General features: G+C 58.2%; 12 protein-coding genes. 4 read left to right on the forward strand and 8 right to left on the reverse strand.

What is annotated here, in order from left to right; all coding sequences use genetic code 11:
• Positions 1 to 4 precede the first annotated feature (4 nt).
• Both FE795_RS13740 and FE795_RS13745 read right to left on the reverse strand, forming a co-directional pair.
• Entirely contained in the window at positions 5 to 403 is a 399-nt protein-coding gene (locus FE795_RS13740; RefSeq protein WP_059318299.1) for an MOSC N-terminal beta barrel domain-containing protein, read from the reverse strand.
• Positions 400 to 3,096: an AsmA family protein gene (locus FE795_RS13745; protein WP_219235071.1), complete on the reverse strand. Its 2,697-nt coding sequence runs from the start codon at positions 3,094 to 3,096 to the stop codon at positions 400 to 402. Before FE795_RS13745 ends, FE795_RS13740 begins: the two co-directional genes overlap by 4 nt.
• Before the next feature lie 273 nt (positions 3,097 to 3,369).
• Between FE795_RS13745 and FE795_RS13750 the strand changes: the two genes are divergently transcribed.
• Positions 3,370 to 4,650 carry a bifunctional O-acetylhomoserine aminocarboxypropyltransferase/cysteine synthase gene (locus FE795_RS13750; RefSeq protein WP_003802382.1) on the forward strand — a complete coding sequence of 427 codons (1,281 nt, stop codon included), beginning with the start codon at positions 3,370 to 3,372 and terminating at the stop codon, positions 4,648 to 4,650.
• A 148-nt stretch (positions 4,651 to 4,798) separates the two neighbouring features.
• On the opposite strand, the gene FE795_RS13755 is transcribed toward FE795_RS13750, so the two are convergent.
• The gene (locus FE795_RS13755) at positions 4,799 to 5,215 is read right to left on the reverse strand and encodes a YidB family protein (protein WP_003802383.1); all 417 of its coding nucleotides are present in this window, start codon (positions 5,213 to 5,215) and stop codon (positions 4,799 to 4,801) included.
• 221 nt (positions 5,216 to 5,436) lie between these two features.
• On the opposite strand from FE795_RS13755, the gene FE795_RS13760 reads away from it, so the two are divergent.
• Positions 5,437 to 6,357 carry a delta(1)-pyrroline-2-carboxylate reductase family protein gene (locus tag FE795_RS13760; protein ID WP_219235072.1) on the forward strand — a complete coding sequence of 307 codons (921 nt, stop codon included), beginning with the start codon at positions 5,437 to 5,439 and terminating at the stop codon, positions 6,355 to 6,357.
• A 125-nt stretch (positions 6,358 to 6,482) separates the two neighbouring features.
• Complete coding sequence (locus FE795_RS13765) at positions 6,483 to 7,223, forward strand: flagellar brake protein (RefSeq protein WP_219235074.1); 741 nt, start codon at positions 6,483 to 6,485, stop codon at positions 7,221 to 7,223.
• Here FE795_RS13765 and FE795_RS13770 read toward each other — a convergent pair.
• Positions 7,220 to 7,834, reverse strand: coding sequence for a nucleotidyltransferase family protein (locus FE795_RS13770; protein ID WP_219235077.1), 615 nt, complete (start codon positions 7,832 to 7,834; stop codon positions 7,220 to 7,222). The two genes, FE795_RS13765 and FE795_RS13770, sit on opposite strands and share 4 nt — an antisense overlap.
• 492 nt (positions 7,835 to 8,326) lie before the next feature.
• Between FE795_RS13770 and FE795_RS13775 the strand changes: the two genes are divergently transcribed.
• Positions 8,327 to 11,665 carry an autotransporter family protein gene (locus FE795_RS13775; protein WP_230406199.1) on the forward strand — a complete coding sequence of 1,113 codons (3,339 nt, stop codon included), beginning with the start codon at positions 8,327 to 8,329 and terminating at the stop codon, positions 11,663 to 11,665.
• A gap of 222 nt (positions 11,666 to 11,887) precedes the next feature.
• Here FE795_RS13775 and FE795_RS13780 read toward each other — a convergent pair whose 3' ends face one another.
• The 4 genes from FE795_RS13780 to FE795_RS13795 all read right to left on the reverse strand — a co-directional run bounded on the left by FE795_RS13780 (position 11,888) and on the right by FE795_RS13795 (position 16,801).
• Positions 11,888 to 12,490: an N-carbamoylsarcosine amidohydrolase gene (locus FE795_RS13780; protein WP_407927749.1), complete on the reverse strand. Its 603-nt coding sequence runs from the start codon at positions 12,488 to 12,490 to the stop codon at positions 11,888 to 11,890.
• A gap of 7 nt (positions 12,491 to 12,497) precedes the next feature.
• Complete coding sequence (locus FE795_RS13785; protein WP_131070867.1) at positions 12,498 to 13,550, reverse strand: M29 family metallopeptidase; 1,053 nt, start codon at positions 13,548 to 13,550, stop codon at positions 12,498 to 12,500.
• 81 nt (positions 13,551 to 13,631) lie between these two features.
• The gene (locus FE795_RS13790; protein WP_131070868.1) at positions 13,632 to 14,456 is read right to left on the reverse strand and encodes an alpha/beta fold hydrolase; all 825 of its coding nucleotides are present in this window, start codon (positions 14,454 to 14,456) and stop codon (positions 13,632 to 13,634) included.
• 86 nt (positions 14,457 to 14,542) lie between these two features.
• On the reverse strand, positions 14,543 to 16,801 hold the full coding sequence (locus tag FE795_RS13795) for a xanthine dehydrogenase family protein molybdopterin-binding subunit (RefSeq protein WP_003802268.1): 2,259 nt from the start codon (positions 16,799 to 16,801) through the stop codon (positions 14,543 to 14,545).
• Positions 16,802 to 16,845: the final 44 nt, after the last annotated feature.

Below are 16,845 nucleotides of genomic sequence, written 5' to 3' on the forward strand. Positions count from 1 at the left end.
GCATTTACGGGGAGGTAGCCAGACGCTTTAACAAACGTACTGGCTGGCCGATATAACGACTGAACCACTGCGCCGGCAAATCGCCCTCGTCGATCAATTGCACTGGCTGGCCGTTTTCCTGCCACATGGAAAACGAGTCAGGATCGTCTTCAATGACGTCTACCGCTATATCCAGACGCAACATGCCGGGAGCACGCAGCACCAACTGCCCAAAGCGCAGCTCCATGCTCAGTTCAGCGAGGACAGACAAGGCCTGCGCGCCCAGAACCTGCCCCTGTTCATCGCCCAGAACCCAACGCTCCTGGCATGCCAGCGCCTTGCTATCGCTGAGCGCTGGCCCCCCTTGCAAAAGACAGACCGTGTCCAGTGGCTGGCCCGCATTCAGGCTGGTGTCCTGACTCATTGCTTGAACCATTGCTTCATGGCCTCACCCAGAGTTGGGGGCACTTTGGCTGCCAACTCGTCCTGAATGGCCTGTTTGACCTCAGCCTTCACCTCTGTCGTGGTTTCTGCCTTGGCCTGCGAGGCCTGTTGACTCAACAAGTCCAGCAACCCGTCCTGCAAGGCTTTTTTAATCGTGTCGCTGGCGATGTCCTTCCACTGAATCTGGTAGGACAATGCAGCCCAAGGCCCGGAGATGTGAATGGGGATCGACACATTACGCAGATCCTGCAAAGACTTGCGTTCATCAGCGGACAGACTGTTAGGGTTGAGGCGTGCCTGCAACGTCACCTCAGCCTGCTGAGTCACTAAGTCCAGCTTGGACCCCTTGGCGGCCGTGACATTCAAGAGGGGGGTCACGGCCCGGAAATTGCGGAACGTGGCCTGCCCTTTCTTGATATCCAAGCTGCCTTGCAGGCGTTTTAACACCGTACGACGCAAGAGATCGGACTCGGGCAGCAACAAGGGAATCTGGCCGCTGAAGGCATTACGCACCGCCTCGTTGATATCCCGTACGCTTTGATCCAGATCGACACTACGCCAGCTGCCGTCGAGCAGATCCAGGCTCAGGCCCCCTTCCAGTGCATTCAGGCGCTCTTGCTGCGTGGCCCCCTGGGTCTTCAGATTCAGATCGACATTGCCTTTGCCGGCCAGATAATCATTGCCGAAAGCGTCCAGCAGCAGCGAGCCCAGTTGCATTTGCTGCAACTTCAGACCCAACTCCAGGCGTTTGCCCGGCTCTACCTTGGCCTTGGCCTGGAGCTGTCCTTCGTAGGCTTGCGCGGTGAACTGCGACAGATTAATCAGTTGTCCCTGATTCTTGACTTGAGCCTTGACCTGATCCATGACCATGCCCAGGCTGCGAAGCTTCTCAATTTCAACACGCAGGTCGAAACTCATGGCATCCAGCCAGGCATAGGAAGCGGGTTGCGCATCCTCCTGTTCGGCCGCTACTGGCGGTTGGGCGGGGTCCGCGGGCTGTTCCTGCCCGGCTTCCTGCTCCTCGGCCTGTCCGGTCGCTGGCTCTGACTCATCAACCGCCTCCGCGGGGGGGACCACCTCTGGGGCGGTTAGCCAGAAAATCGAGCGCAGCTCATCCAGATCGAGCTTGTCTGCCTTTAGCACAGCGGCCAGCAAGGGGCCTTTGCCTTTATCCTGAACACTGATATCCAGCTTGCCTTGAGCCTGCTCGATGTTGCTGCTTAGCTGCGCCTGGTATTGCTGCTTGCCTTTGTTCAGATCCGCCTGTCCGCTCAACGGCATCTCGAAACGGCTGCCCGCATCGGCCTCGTCCTCGACGCGAATGCTGGCCTGAATTTCGGGCAGACGCAGCCATTCATTCGACGGCTGCCATTGCATGGGCGAACTGGCCTTTAGTTGAGCGACACGACTGCCTTGCTTGACCGCCCCATCGAGCTTGGCCTGCTCAAACAAAAGCGCCTGGCTGTTGCCGGACAAGCCCTGCAGCGTCAAGCCCAGGCCCCAGACCTTGGGACCGCTTACTTTCAGGCTGGCCACCACGGGTGCGCCTTCGGCCTGGGCAGGAGAGACCTGAATGCGGGGAACGTCCAAGGCCAGATCCAGGTTCTGATCCTCGTTTTTGCCGCGGATACGCAAGGCCAGTTTCTCGAACGACACCAGATCACTGTCGCTGTCGATCTGCATCTTGGGCGTGTTCAAGGACGCATTCAGATCGCTGACCGGATACGAGCCCAACCATTGGCCTTGCAGTTGAGTATCCAGATTGGTGGCGTTGAACTGACGCTGCCCAGCCTTGTACGCCACATTGCCTTTGAGTGTCAGGCTTTGCGCCCGCAACTCGTCCAGATCGCCTACAAAGCTCAGGTTCAGCTTCTGCGCTGCGTATGATTGCGAGGCGGGGTCCAAACTGAGCTGGCCTTGCCCCTCCAGCGACCCTTCGGCCACTGGATAGTCGCCCGACAGCCGGCTTTTGAAGGCCACATCAAAAGGCTGGCCGAACGTCATGCGCCCCGTATTTACTTCCAGCTGCAGCAAGCGACCAATCACATTGCTGCGCTTGCTGAAATAGTGAATTTCGCCCCCTTTCAAGCTCAGACCCGCAATGTCGATCTGAAAATCCGTCTCGCTGCCCGAACGCTTGGCAATCAGCTCGGGCACTGGCGAGGACTCGGGGGACGGCTCAACAGATTTGTCCTGTGGAGCCTCGGCCGCCTGCGCAGCAGGCAACAAGGACACCCCAGCACGGGCAACGGGCAGTTGAGGACCGACGGGCGGCGCTTGCAACAGGTCATCAAAGTTGAATGCACCCTGCTCATCACGCACAATCCAGGCCTTAAAGCCCGTAACAGCGACGTGGTCCACAACCAGACGGTTGTTGATCAAAGGCCAGAGGGCGACCGCAAACCGGGCACTTTCAAAGGACGCGAAGGGATCTTCCGAATTACGGTCGGACAGGGACAGGCCCTGCACGGACAGGCCAATGCGGGGAAATAAAGAAAGTTCGATGTCACCGTCAATCTTGAGCGTACGCTGATACTTTTGCTGGACGATGTCGGCCAGCTTCTGTTTGTACGAATTGGGATTGAAGGTCAGCAGGAAAATTGCCCCGCCAACCACTGTGACAATAGCCAAAACGACGAGGCTGAATAAGCCCCGCTTAAACCATACTTTCATGTAAGCCTCTAGGACCTCGGGGAAGGATGCAACATGCCATCTGCCCGGATACGAAATGCTACCCTATGTCGGGGCATTGCGAAGTAACGAAAATAAGAAATATCCACCTGCTCTTTAAAAAGCGGTGTCGTCTGTCAGCAATCCCTTATTATTACCTTAAGAAATAAAGGCATAGTATTAATGTCTTCGCCCTTAGATGCATTTGCGCACATACAAGGGTTATGCTTGCTCTGTCTTATATAAGCCACTTGATAATCAATTCCAGAATAAGCCATGAAACTAGAGACTCTTGCCATTCATGCTGGCTACCAGCCAGACCCGACCACAAAAGCTGTTGCTGTCCCGATTTATCAGACCACTTCCTACGCTTTCGACAATACGCAACACGGCGCGGATCTGTTTGACCTGAAGGTTCCCGGCAATATCTACACCCGCATCATGAACCCGACCAATGCCGTGCTCGAAGAGCGTGTAGCGGCACTGGAAGGCGGGATTGCAGGTTTGGCAGTCGCCTCTGGCATGGCAGCCATCACGTATGCTATCCAAACGATTGCCGAGGCCGGCGACAACATTGTGTCCGTCAGTAAACTGTATGGTGGCACCTACAACCTGTTCGCACACTCCTTCCCGCGTCAGGGTATTACGGTCAAGTTTGCCCCGCCCAATGACATCGAAGCGCTGGAAGCCCTGATTGATGATCGCACCCGTGCCGTTTTCTGCGAAACCATCGGCAACCCGGCCGGCAATATCATCGATATCCGCGCCCTGGCCGATGCTGCGCACCGCCATGGCGTGCCACTGATTGTAGACAACACCGTCGCGTCTCCTGCACTGTGCCGCCCTATCGAACACGGCGCTGACATTGTGGTGCATTCGCTGACCAAATACATGGGTGGTCACGGCACCACCATCGCTGGCATGGTGGTGGATTCGGGCAAGTTTCCCTGGGCCGAACATAAAGACCGCTTTGCCATTCTCAATACCCCCGACCCTTCCTACCATGGCGTGGTCTACACCGAGGCCTTCGGTCCGGCTGCCTTCATTGGCCGTTGCCGCGTGGCTCCGCTGCGCAACACTGGCGCAGCCCTGGCTCCCTTGAGCGCCTTCCAGATTCTGCAAGGCATCGAAACGCTGCCTTTGCGGATGGAACGCCACACGGAAAATGCCCTGAAAGTGGCCGAGTACCTGAACAAGCACCCTCAAGTGTCCTGGGTCAAGTATGCAGGTCTGCCCGACCATCCCGACCACGAGCTAGCCAAGCGCTACATGGGCGGCAAACCCGCTGCCATTCTGTCCTTTGGCATCAAGGGCGGCATTGAAGCGGGCACTCGCTTTATCGACGCGCTGAATCTGGTGCTGCGCCTGGTCAATATTGGCGATGCCAAATCCCTGGCCTGCCACCCGGCCAGCACCACACACCGTCAGCTCAATGCGCAAGAACTGGCGGCAGTGGGAGTCAGCGAAGATATGGTGCGTCTGTCCATTGGTCTGGAGCACATCGACGACATTCTGGCCGATCTGGAACAAGCGCTGGCTGCTGCAGCACGCGGCTAAGACAAAAAAAATCGGTACTGGCCGTCGCGCTCATACCGATTTGTCTGGCTCACATCAAAAAGCCTGGAATCGGTACGACACCCATTCCAGGCTTTTTCATTTTTTTCCTTCCACGGCCCGCGGCGGGCCGCGCTCACGGCATCAATTCTCAGGGTTTGCGAAACAACTGCGTCAAGCCACCCAGCAAACTGCTGGCATCGGTAATATGGGATGGGTCAAACTGGCCATTGGGACTGGCCTGATTGATCAGGGAAGGCAACATGATTCTCAGGTTCTCCAACACGCTTTGCTGGGTCAAGCCCGACAAGTTCACCAACTGCGTAATCGCGGGCTGCCCCATCACTCCCAACAGGTCTTGCTGAGCAATGTCCTGGTTGCTGCCCTGCGAAATCCAGGACGACACCACTTCCCCAAAACCACCGGCGCGAAAACGCTCAATCAGACCACTCAGGCCCCCCGGATAGCTGCTGATTACTTGAATCAGGGCAGGCAAGAGCGCGCCCTGCTCCTTGGATTTGGCATCTGCCGACGACAAGGCCGACACAACAGAATTAAGCAAACTCATTATTTTTCTCCCCAATGCACGGCACCATGCGGGCCGGTGCTGATATCAGGCCTCATTATGCCGTGCTCACCCTGCAGGCGGGGCGGATTAATTGTCAAGGTGGGTCAATGGCCGCGTAACGCCCCAAGCCTATTGCCCTGGGCAACGCCTACGCTACACTGGTTTACCGATAGCCTGGCACGGTGTCTTGGCCAACAGACCGACTCAATGGAGATTCTGGAATGATGCAAGCTTCCTATACCATCCTGTCCGCTCAAGAAACTGCTCGCGCTTTGCCCTATCCAGAGCTGGTCGCCCAGCTTGGCATCGCCGTAGCCCAATCTGCCGCCGGCACTATCGTCGCCCCCGCCCGCCAGGTGCTTGACTATCCTCAAACCGGGCGAATGCTGTCCATGCCCGCGGTTTCGCACGATATAGGCGTGCACAAACTGGCCAATGTCATGCCGGACAATCCGCAGCAGGGCCGGGGCACCATCCAGGGTCTGGTCACTGTGTACGATGCCCACAATGGTCTGCCCCTCTTGATTCTGGATGCGCCCACCCTGTCCGAGCGTCGCACCGCCGCTGTGTCCATGCTGGGCATCCAGGCGCTCTGGCCCCAAGGGCCCGAACACATCACCCTGCTGGGTTACGGCCAACAGGCACGGGCTCATTGCGAGGCCATCATGACGCTTTACCCCAAAGCCGAGGTCACCCTGACAGGCCGCAGTCTGGAGCGTGCCCGCGCCGTCACCGCCTCTTTGCAGACCCGTTTCGGAGCAAGGGTCCAGGCAGCGGCAAGCGTGCCGGAAAAGACCGATGTGCTGATCAGTCTGACCTCCAGCCTGACACCGGTCTATCACGAACCAGCCCGACTTGAGCGCCTGTTGATCGGCGTAGGGGCCTTTACACCTGAAATGGCCGAGTTCGAAGCCCACACCGTCCTGGCCAGCCGCCTGTATGTAGACGATCTGACAGGCGCCCGAAAAGAAGCGGGAGACCTGCTTCAGGCTGACGTAAATTGGGATCAGGTTCAGGGCATACACCAGGTTTTGCGCAGCCCGGCGCCCAAAGACAAACCCGTGTTCTTCAAATCCGTCGGCTCCGCTGCCTGGGATTTGGCGGCCGCTCGTTGTGCCTTGCATCAGCGCCAGCAGATCTGAAACCCCAGGCCTCAATACTTAAGGGGCAAATCAACGGACCGGGCACACTAAATCGCGTCCAGAGTGTTACTCTGGCGCGTACAATCCCTTACAGTCACTTACCGATCTCTTTTTGCCGCTCTGCCATGACCTCTTCGCTCCCCCCTCTTGAAGACGATCCATTTCAAATCCAATCGAAGTTTGAAATCCTGCGTGTTTTACGGGCTATTGAAAAAGGCGGCCTGCTGTTGCACATGGAAGCCAACCACGGCAATGACCGGATTGTGACCACCATTTTGGATATCGATCTGGACAATAATGTGGTGGTAATCGACACCGCTAACAAAGAAGAAAAAACCCGAAATCTTCTGCAGTCCGAACACACCAGCTTTGAGACCTCTGTCGACAAGATCAAAGTAACCTTCCAGGGGCCCAAGCCCGAAGTGGTGACCTATGAAGGACAACCGGCCTTGGCCATCCCGATCCCCGAATCCATTCGCCGTTTGCAGCGACGCGAATTTTTCCGCGTGAGCGTACCGGTCAGCGAACCGGCCATGGTGATCCTGCGTCTGAATAACGAGGCAAAGAGTTTCATGCTGCACGATATCAGCGGCGGGGGCTTGTCGTTGGTCGACGAATCCCAAAGTCTGGCAGAGGTCATTGGTGCACATAAAACAGAGTCCCTGCTGGAGCTTCCTCAGGCAGGCTCTTTTGTCGTGGCGCTACAAGTGACACGAACCGAAATGCAACAACTGCCCAATGGCAAACAGATTCAACGCCTGGGCTGTACGTTTATTGACTTGTCTGCCTCCACGCAAATGGCCATCCAACACTATATTGGTCGCCTGGAGCGCCAGCAGATCGCCAAACAGCGCGGACACGGTTAATTCGAGTCAGGGGACATTCCCAGATCACTGGGGATGTCCACATCACGCAAGATCCCCTCATCCACCAAGGGCAGGAACAGGGTCTGATCCCTGTTGGCTTGCAACAAGCCACGCGCGCCTTGCTCATCGGGCAGTGTCAAAAGCGCCTGCTGCCAGGCCAGACCAAAGCCAATCGGATTGCCCGTCTGCCCGTTCACAACCGGACGTACTATCCCAGCGCCATCCTGCACGGCCTGAGCGACCGCCGCTACTGTACTGGGCCGTACCCAAGGCATATCCGCCAACAAGACGACATAGCCATAAGAAGGCCGACTCGCCTGTATCCCGGCTTTCAAACTGACCCCCATGCCGCGCGTCGCGTCTGGCGCCGGTACAAAAACGAGCGGTAAATCGCCCAGCTCACGCCGCAGAAGCGGCTCATGAACATCGCAGACCAGTAGCACTTCATCCAGCACGGACAGCGCAGTCTCACAGACACGGCGCACCACCGTTTTGCCATCATCCATCCGGGCCAGCAGTTTCAGGCACTGACCTGAGGGATCGAACCGACGACCCACACCGGCGGCCAGAATAATGCCCGTCACCCCCGAGACCCGCTGCTGTCCAACCATTCAATCTCCTTTACACTTCTGCGTGAGCCTACTGCGGCTCATTGTCTTTCACGATCAGCCTGAACAATACAAGTGATCGAGGCCAACAAGGCTCCCACAAACCGGGCTTCCAGTACATCGTTAAAAAAAACGGCAAATCCCTTGGTACTGTATCAAGGCCACAAGATCAAAGCATCGGACCCAGCAGGGAGATGGACTCAAAGAAACACCAAGAAGGATTAAGCCCGCAGGACGTCCTCCAAGAGCAGGTCGAGAACTGACTCTGAGAGAGCCAGCCGGGTAAGGCAAGCTCCCATTCAAACCTTAAGCACCCCAGCCCAGGCCCCGTTTAAAAGCACTGCCCGCCTATTTAAAACAATAAGTGTCCATTTAAAACAATCTGCTATATTTTCCCCACACTGGCTCAACGTCATCTTCTCGTGCAAGGCTCTCCTTGCCAACCTGAATGCCTCAGGCTCAACAAACTGCTTCCTCCACTTCAGGGGCTCCTCCGTGCAGACACTATTTCGCGCCTTGAATACCCGACCCGCCATGACACCCAACAGGCTATGGGCAGCACTGACACTGGCTATTGCCCCCCTGTCCGCTCACGCTCTGGAAGACAGAACCGTGGAGAACGCTGCCGGGCGCAGCGTATTCATCGCCCGGTTTTTCGACATTGGCGACGGCTCCTTTGACAATGACAACACCTCATTCTGGAGCTGGGAAGGCCATCAGGCCTACAAAAACGAGATCGTCGACGGCCTGGGCTATTGGGCGGAAATAATTCAGCCTCAGGGCAACAAGCCCGCCACCATCGTGAACATCGGCACGGTCGACATGCCGGGCAACGCCTACGGTGGCTCCCCCGTGGCCCAAGGGGGGCACAGCGCTTTGACGCAAATGCAACAAAACATCTTTGGTCTGTCACCCTCAACCGGCACCCTGCCCTTGGGCGGCCACGGCTTTTTTGGACTGGGCCAGGATGACTACGCACTCAATCCCGCTCTGACCCAAACGCCTCTTAGCGGCAAAGACAGCGTCCTGCTGACGGCCATACACGAAATTGCCCACGGTCTGGGCGTGTTAAGCAGCGTTGAAGACAAAGGCAATCTAGACGAATTCAAGCCTTATTTTGAAAGTGATTTGAGCAGCTGGACGCAACTGCTCCGGGACGACAACGGCAATCCGGCACGCGCAAACCAAAAAATTGTCTGCAGTGCTTGCAACAACACCTACGACCCCGATGCGTTTGATCTACGCCAGGACAAAGGCTATCTGACCGGGACTCACATCGAACAGGTGCTGGCCGGTGGCCTGCGCGGTGTCCCTGTCAAGATACTCGGTGAGGAGGGAGGCGTAGACGATAACTTCATGAGCCATATCGAACTTCGCAACAGCGTCATGAGCCACCAGAGCTACCGCAACTATTCGGGCTTCATGGAGGCTGAACTGGCCGTCATGCAGGATCTGGGTTACACCATCGACCGGGCCAATTTCTTTGGGCGCTCCATCTACGGCGATGGCCTTGATCTGGTCAACACACAGGGCTTCTTTGAGCGCAATGCGGCGGGCACACAGTACCTGACTGGCCGCTACAACCTGTCGACGCTGGGTCTGGGCCTGCACATTTATGGCAGCAACAACCAGATCCGGCAAGCGGCAGACCTGCTGAGCGCAGGATCGGGTGGCGCAGGCATACGGGTTGATGGCGAAAACAACACCGTCATTATTGAGCCCGGCGTCAAAATCCACGCCAATGGCCTGAATGGACAAGGCATTCAGTTTGCCTACGGTCGCGGACACACACTGGTTCATCGCGGCGATATCCAGGCCAGCGGACCGCAAGGCGTCGGTCTGCGTTTTGATTTCGGCACCAATTCACTGGGCAACCATACCGAGCGACGGGGCTCCTACCTACGCAGCAGCGAGGGGGCCGATCTACCCCTGCTCCCTGAACTGAACGGCCCTCTGGTCCAACAAGCCGATATCAGCGGGAGGGTAGCCGGCCAAGAGGCCGCCATTCTGATTTCTGACAATGCCTACGTGGGACGGATCAACCTGATGCAGGGCGCCCAACTGGAAGGCGATATTATTTCGCGTTATGCGCAACGCGACGATACTCAGCAACTGCGCCTGACCACTGTGTCGTTTGGCCAGGCAGCGGACCGCGAAGGCCGCAGTATCAATCAGCCCGATGCGAGCTTTAACTTTAGCTACGCAGGCAATATCACTGGTAAAGACAATCTGAACCTGTCCTTTGACGGCGGAACCAGCCAGTTGGACGGAAACTTGCACGTGCACAGTGCCACCATTCACGAAGGCGCTACCTTCAAGGGCAATGCGAGCTTTGATCTGGCCAGCGGCAACACGCTGTTGAACGCCGGCACTCTGGCGCCTGGACACTCAACCGGACGCATCAGCGTCAAGGGAGACTTCCAGCAAACCGCAACAGGTCAACTGGAAACCGAGTTCGACAGCAACGGTGCCCACGACATACTGGCCATCAGCGGCAAGGCAGAGCTTGCCGGCACCTTGAGCCTGCAGCCCCTGGCCGACTGGTATCAAAACTCGTGGGCAGTTGACACTGCGTCGCTAGTGGAGGCGAACAGCTACAGCGGCAAGTTCGACACCCTTCAGATCCACGCGGTATCCCCCACCTTGTCCTTTAATGCCGACGCCCTGGGCAATGAGCGCTACCGCTTGTCAGCTCACCGAGCCGACTACGCCTACAGTCAGTACGGCCAGAACGACAACCAGCAACAAGCCGGGCAAGCTTTGTTCAAGCTGGCCTTAGCCGGTCCTGCATCCGCCCAGCCCCTGTTCAGGGAGCTGGACTTCTCGGCGAGGAACGGCTCCCTGATCCGCGATGCCCTGGACCAGGTTTCGCCAGCCAGCTACAGTGCAGCGATGGCCGCCTCCCTGACACACGAGCGCGAAATCATGCAAACCGCCCGCCAGGGTTTTAGCCAAAGCATGGCGCGCCCCGGCAAAGACTGGCAAGGTTACGCCTTGATATCGGGTTCAAGCGCCGATCAGAGCACACGGGGCTCATTGCTTGGCTACGATGCCAACAGCTATGGCCTGATCCTCGGGGCCGGACGCAGGCTGGAGTCAGCACCTGATCTCGCCGTGGGTGCTCAACTGGATATTTCGGATCTGTCGGTCAAACCCGATGCTCCTTATGGCGGCAAGAGTAAAGCCACTGCGTTCGGGCTTGCGGCGCATCTGCAGTATCGTCCTGCTGCCCGCCACGGTCTTTTTGCGTTCAGCGGGCTGCGTCTGGGCCTGGAGCACGCTGATATGCGTCGGCACATCAGCCTGGGCAACTACCAGGCAAGCCACTCGTCTGACTGGACGGGCCGTCAATTGTCGCTGGATGCGGGCACAGGCTACCTGTGGCCGATCAGTCCGTCTTTGTCGGTCGGCCCTGTGGTCAGCATGAACTATGCCTGGGCATCGCGGCCTTCTGTCGACGAATCGGGCAATGCAGCCACACGCCTTCAGCTGGAGAGCAAACGTGTTGACGCCTTGCGCTCCAGCCTTGGTCTGAGCGCTCTATGGAACCAAGATCTGGATGATGGCAGCAAACTGGCTGTAAATGTCGACCTCGGCTGGAACCACGAATGGTTGGACCGCGACCTGACTCAGGCTGCGCATTTTGCGATTGCCTCCTCGGACACCGCGTTTAATACCCGTAATCATGTGCTCCCTCGCGACACGATGAGCGTGCAAGCCGGGCTGAGCTGGCAGCGTGATGAGCGTCTGTCGATTGGCACAGGCATCCGCTCACAGTTCGGGGGTGGATACTCATCACTGCAGGGACAGGTCAACCTGCGCTGGGCGTTTTAAGTGTTGAGCCTGACAGGAGCTCGCGAGGGCCTGTGTCGTGAGAGACAACGAAGGAACGCACGTGCACGTGCAATGTGGGGGGAAACGAGCGGCGCACGCAGACGCGAGAGAGAAGAAAGGCAGGGGTATGTGGTGCCAGACGTATAAAGACATCGGGGGCACGAAAAACCTTGGGAGCCGGGGAAGGCGCTGACGCGCCTACCCGGTTCTAAACAAGGCGTTTTACAGCCCCATCAATTTCATGGCCTCTTCACGCGTCGCCACCGTGGCGTACTTCTGACGCATATCGAACAGGTTGGCCTCGTGCGGGCCAATTGCCCGATCACCCACGCAGTCCGACACCACCAGGGGGCGGAAACCCAGTTGCATTGCATCGACCACGCTGGAGCGCACGCAACCACTGGTCACCGCGCCCGCCACCAGCAGTGTTTGCACGCCACGCTGGGTCAGCCACGCCGCCAGGGGCGTACCAAAAAACGCCGACGGCACGTTCTTGCGAACAATAAATTCACCCGGTGCAGGAGCCAGCTCCGGCACGATGTGGCTGTTGTGCGCATCTTCGGTCAGACCCAGCATGCCGGGGACTTTGATGCTGAAGATATTGTGATCAGCGCCATCGTCGGCATACACGATACGTGTGTGCGCCACCGGCCAGCCCTGCTCACGCGCCGTTGCCAGCAACTTCTGTGTGTTCGCGATCGCCTCAGGAATATTGCCGCCACCAAACACCGCCGGGTCAGCAAAACCATTCACCAGATCAATAATCAACAAGCCGTAGGGAGCTTGAGGCTCCAGCGTCGATCCAAACCCTTGTTGAGCGTACACCGCTCCTTCATTCGTACTCACCAACACCTCCATCCAGTACGTTGCCATCACGCACCACCGCCCGGCCATCCAGGCTGACCGTGCAATGGCGCAAAGGAATATCAATGTGGCAGGCCGTCGTGCGATTGCCGCCCGCCTCGTTGTTTGGGCCCAGAGAGAACAGGAAGTTGCCCTCGAACGCGCGGGCATCCATACCAATGGTGTTCTCACGCGAGTACAGGCCCAGCGTAGACCAGTGACAACGCGGTTGCAGACCCCAGCCAATGTGGGAGATCGCGTAACCTTCGGGATCGTTGAAGGACTTCATATACTCGTCCAGCAGCTCGGCTTCGACCCCCCCTTCAATCTTGGTGGCGTAGCCGTTTTCCACGGTCAGAATGATCTGTTCGGTCGAGTACTTCTTCTGTGGCAACAGGATGTCGCCCTTGTCGATCACGATGGTGCCGTTGGTACCCCGCTCATTGGGCCAGGTCAGCACAAAGCCGCTGGGCCAGTGATCCCACCGACCCGGCTCGTCCACAAAACCGTATTCACGAATCGCCGGGAACTCACCGAGCGGGCAGCGCAGATTGGTACCGGCAGGAGAGGTAATGCTCATCTCCTTGGCGGCCTTGATCAAGGCCGCTGCCGCGGTCACGCGTGCACGATCGGCTTCGGTGGGCACCGTGCGAACCAGAATTTCAGGTGGCTCCACGGCCAGCAAAATCTTGGTACCCGACTTCAGAATGTCGATCTGCTCGGGCGAGAACAACAGGGTCATCAGGTCCAGCACCAGATCACTGGCCTTCAAGGCGGCGATCGCCGCCTCATTACCCGTCAAGGGCGTGGTACCCAAGTACGCCAGCGAGTCACGGCTCAAGGCTTTTTCCGCGTTGACCGGCAACAAGTCCAGGCGATTGACAATCGCTCCCATGGACTGGGCGGCAATCTGCGCGCACTGCAGGGTCTGCGGGTGCGTGGTCGAGCTAGTCAGCAAAGTCACCGTTTGACCCGCCTCCAGCTTGGACAGGCGCAGCACTTCTTGCCAGGCCTCGATGAGTTGATAATCACTAACTGCCATCTTGTCTCTCCTTGTGAGAGGCTCCGGCACTGAGGCGGAACCTCTGCATCACAACGGGCCGCCCATGCGGCCCTTTCAACATCACACCAGGCGCTGGCCCAGGAAGTCACCAAAGGCTTCGTAAAAGCCTGCTTCGTTATCCCAAGGGATCATGTGGCCGGCATTGGGCACGCGTACGTGCTGAACGCCCGGGGCCAACTGCTCAATCTCGGCTACATCCTCATCGCGCACCACATCGCCACGCTCGGCCGTCATCAACAAGGCGGGCACCGTCAAGTGCGGGAAGTCCACGTGGATATCGTCGGTGTGGAAACCTTCAAAGCTGGCCAGAATCGCCGGCTCGTGGCAGGTGTGCAGCCACTGGGCACGCAATTGCAATTGTTCTTCCGTCCAGGTCGGGCAAAAGGCACGCATGTCTTCTGCGGTACACCCTTTGCGGGCCATGGCCATGGAATCCACGTACCAGGGCAGCTTGGCCGGGTAGGCCCGACGACCAGGGCCGGAGACAGGCGGGTCCACCATCACCAGACGGTTCAAACCTTCGCTGTTCTTGTGCGCGGCACGCAAACCAATGCGGGCACCCATGGAGTGACCGACCACGATGTAGTCCTTCAGGCCCAGGGCCTGGGCCAAGGCAATCAGGTCATCGGCCTGCGCATCCAGGCTGTAGTCCATGCCTTCGGCCGCTTCGCTCAAACCGCGGCCACGCACGTCCTGAATATAGGTGTCAAAGTGCTGGCCGAACTGCTCGCCCACAAAACCCCAGGTCACCGCCGGGCTGGTAATGCCGGGAACAATGATGACCGCAGGACGCTGATCGCGCCCACCGACGGAACCACCGTAACGCAGGTAATGCTGACGAATGCCATTGGCGTGAACATGGCCGCCGTAAAGAAAGGTACTCATTAATCTGTCCTTGGATTGAAACCGTCAGGTCCAAAGCCCGGTACTGCTAAAAGGCCCTGAACCCGATCCTTGAAAATTGCTGCTGCCTACACCGTTTGGGGCGTAGCAGCCAGCGCGGCCCGGACCACATCCGGTGTAAAGGGCACCTGCCGAAAACGTCGGCCAGTTGCATCAAACAAAGCATTGGCAATCGCCGAGGCACAGGGCACGGAGGCAGACTCGCCCGACCCCATCGGCGGTTCAGACTGCCTGTCCATCAAAATCACCTCAATGGGCGGGATGCGCGGGAAATCGATAATCGGGTATGCCCCCCACTCCGCGCTGACCACCCCTTGCGCGTCAAAACGCACCTGTTCATACAGGCTGCGGCTCAAGGATTGAATGACATTGCCGTGAATCTGGTGACGCACTCCCGCAGGATTGACCATCTGGCCCGTGTCCTGACCGACGTAAATCTGCTGAACCTCGATCACTCCCGTATCCTGATGCACTCGCAGGTCCAGCAACCAGGCCGACCAGGCTGCGCCAAAACCGGGAAACTTGCTGTGTATATAACGGGCATACGCCAGGCCACGACCATACAGATAGCCCTGCGCATCGGGCTGCCCGCGCGAACCACGATGTCCAATCTGCCACTGGCCTTTGTCCGCGACTGCCTGCAGCAGCTCCTGGGCGCGCACATCCTGATCCAGATAGCGCAGGCGATAACTCAGCGGGTCTACACCCGCCTCCACCGCCAGCTCGTCCAGAAAGCAGTCATGCGCAAACGAATTGGGCATGGCCGACACGCCGCGCAACCAGGAGGCACGCACAATCGCGGGCATGTCCTGGCACACAATGCGCTGCTTGGGATAGCTGTAAGGCGGCACCGCCGTGCGATCGCCCATCTCCAGTTGCCGGGGCGCCGCCGACTCCCGACCGGTCAGCAACAAAGCCAGATTCGGCGCATCATTGGAGGGGTAATGGGTCACGAACTCGTAGTGACGCAGTTGCCCCTCAACATCCATGGAACCGACCACGTCCATCAACTGAGCCGCACCTTTAGGCTCCCAACCGTGCTCCTGTTCACGCGTCAGTTGCACGCGTACCGGCGCCCCCACCGCCTGTGACAGCAAGAGGGCATCGGCACACACGTCGTCAGCGCAATTGCGACCATAACAACCCGCCGCTTCATGACGGATAATCTCCAGATCCGCCTCGTCCTCGCCCAGCAACTGGCTCAAGTGAACGCGCAACATATGCGGGTTCTGTGTGCCCGACCAGATCCGGCTATGGCCTGGCTGATAGTGCGCCACTGCGCAAGAAGGGCCTATCGACGCATGCAACTGAAAAGGCCAGACATAAGTACGCTTCAAGCGTTTGCCTTCGGGCGGCAATGCATCAAAGTCCGGCCCTTTATCGACAAGCAAGCGCTCCGTCATGGGCTGACGACGAATCAACTGCTCCAGATTATTCATATCCTCCAAAGGAGGAATCGCTTTCCAGCGCACTTTCAATTCACGGGCGGCACGCATGGCGTGTTCTTCACGAGCCGCGACCACCCCAATAAAGTCGCCAATCACCACGACACGCACATCGTCGGCAATATGACGGATGGACTCCTCGTCCACGGATTCCAGGCTGCAACCGATGAAGTCGCCACTATCACGTCCGGTATAAGGAGGGCGCACAACACGGCCATGCAACATGCCGGGTACACGCACATCGTGTACATAGACCCACTGCCCCGCGACCTTGCCCGGAATATCGACACGCGCCTGGGCGGTCCCGACAATGCGCAATTGCTCGGCCGGTTTGGTGGGAGTTTCCTTATCCAGATAGGCCCGCAGTTCCTGGCCTTCCAGCAATTGCCAGTACGTCAGGCTGCGCCCGTCCGGGGCAATGACTGTGCCGTCATCCACACGCAATTGATCGGCGGGCAGCGTCCAGCGTTGCGCGGCTTGTGCCAGCAGCAATTGACGTGCCTGAGCCGCCGCCTTGCGCAGCGGTACAGCATGAATCTGAATGGACGCGCTGGCGATGGTGGGACCCTGGTTGGGCACTGCATCGGTATGCCCCAGCACCATTTGCACACGGGCCATGGACACATCCAGCTCATCTGCCACAATCTGGCTCAGTGCGGTCTGAATCCCCGTACCCAGATCCACATGTCCATGAAACGCGCGCACCCACCCCTGCTCGGACACCGCGACAAAAACATCGTCGTGCGCCTGCAAATATTCGGACACCACGCCGGGCTGACCGGGCGAAGGCTTGGGAGGCCGTACCGGTGCCGCTAAAATCAGCAAGGTGCCGCACGCCCTGAGCAAATCCTGCTGCTGGTGACGCGGCGCATCGTAAGACATCACTCTCTCCTGGCTGGGCTCTTTATAGAGGGTCTGGCACGGGA

This window comes from Alcaligenes ammonioxydans (genome assembly GCF_019343455.1).
In the GTDB taxonomy this organism is placed as follows: Bacteria; Pseudomonadota; Gammaproteobacteria; order Burkholderiales; family Burkholderiaceae_B; genus Alcaligenes; species Alcaligenes ammonioxydans.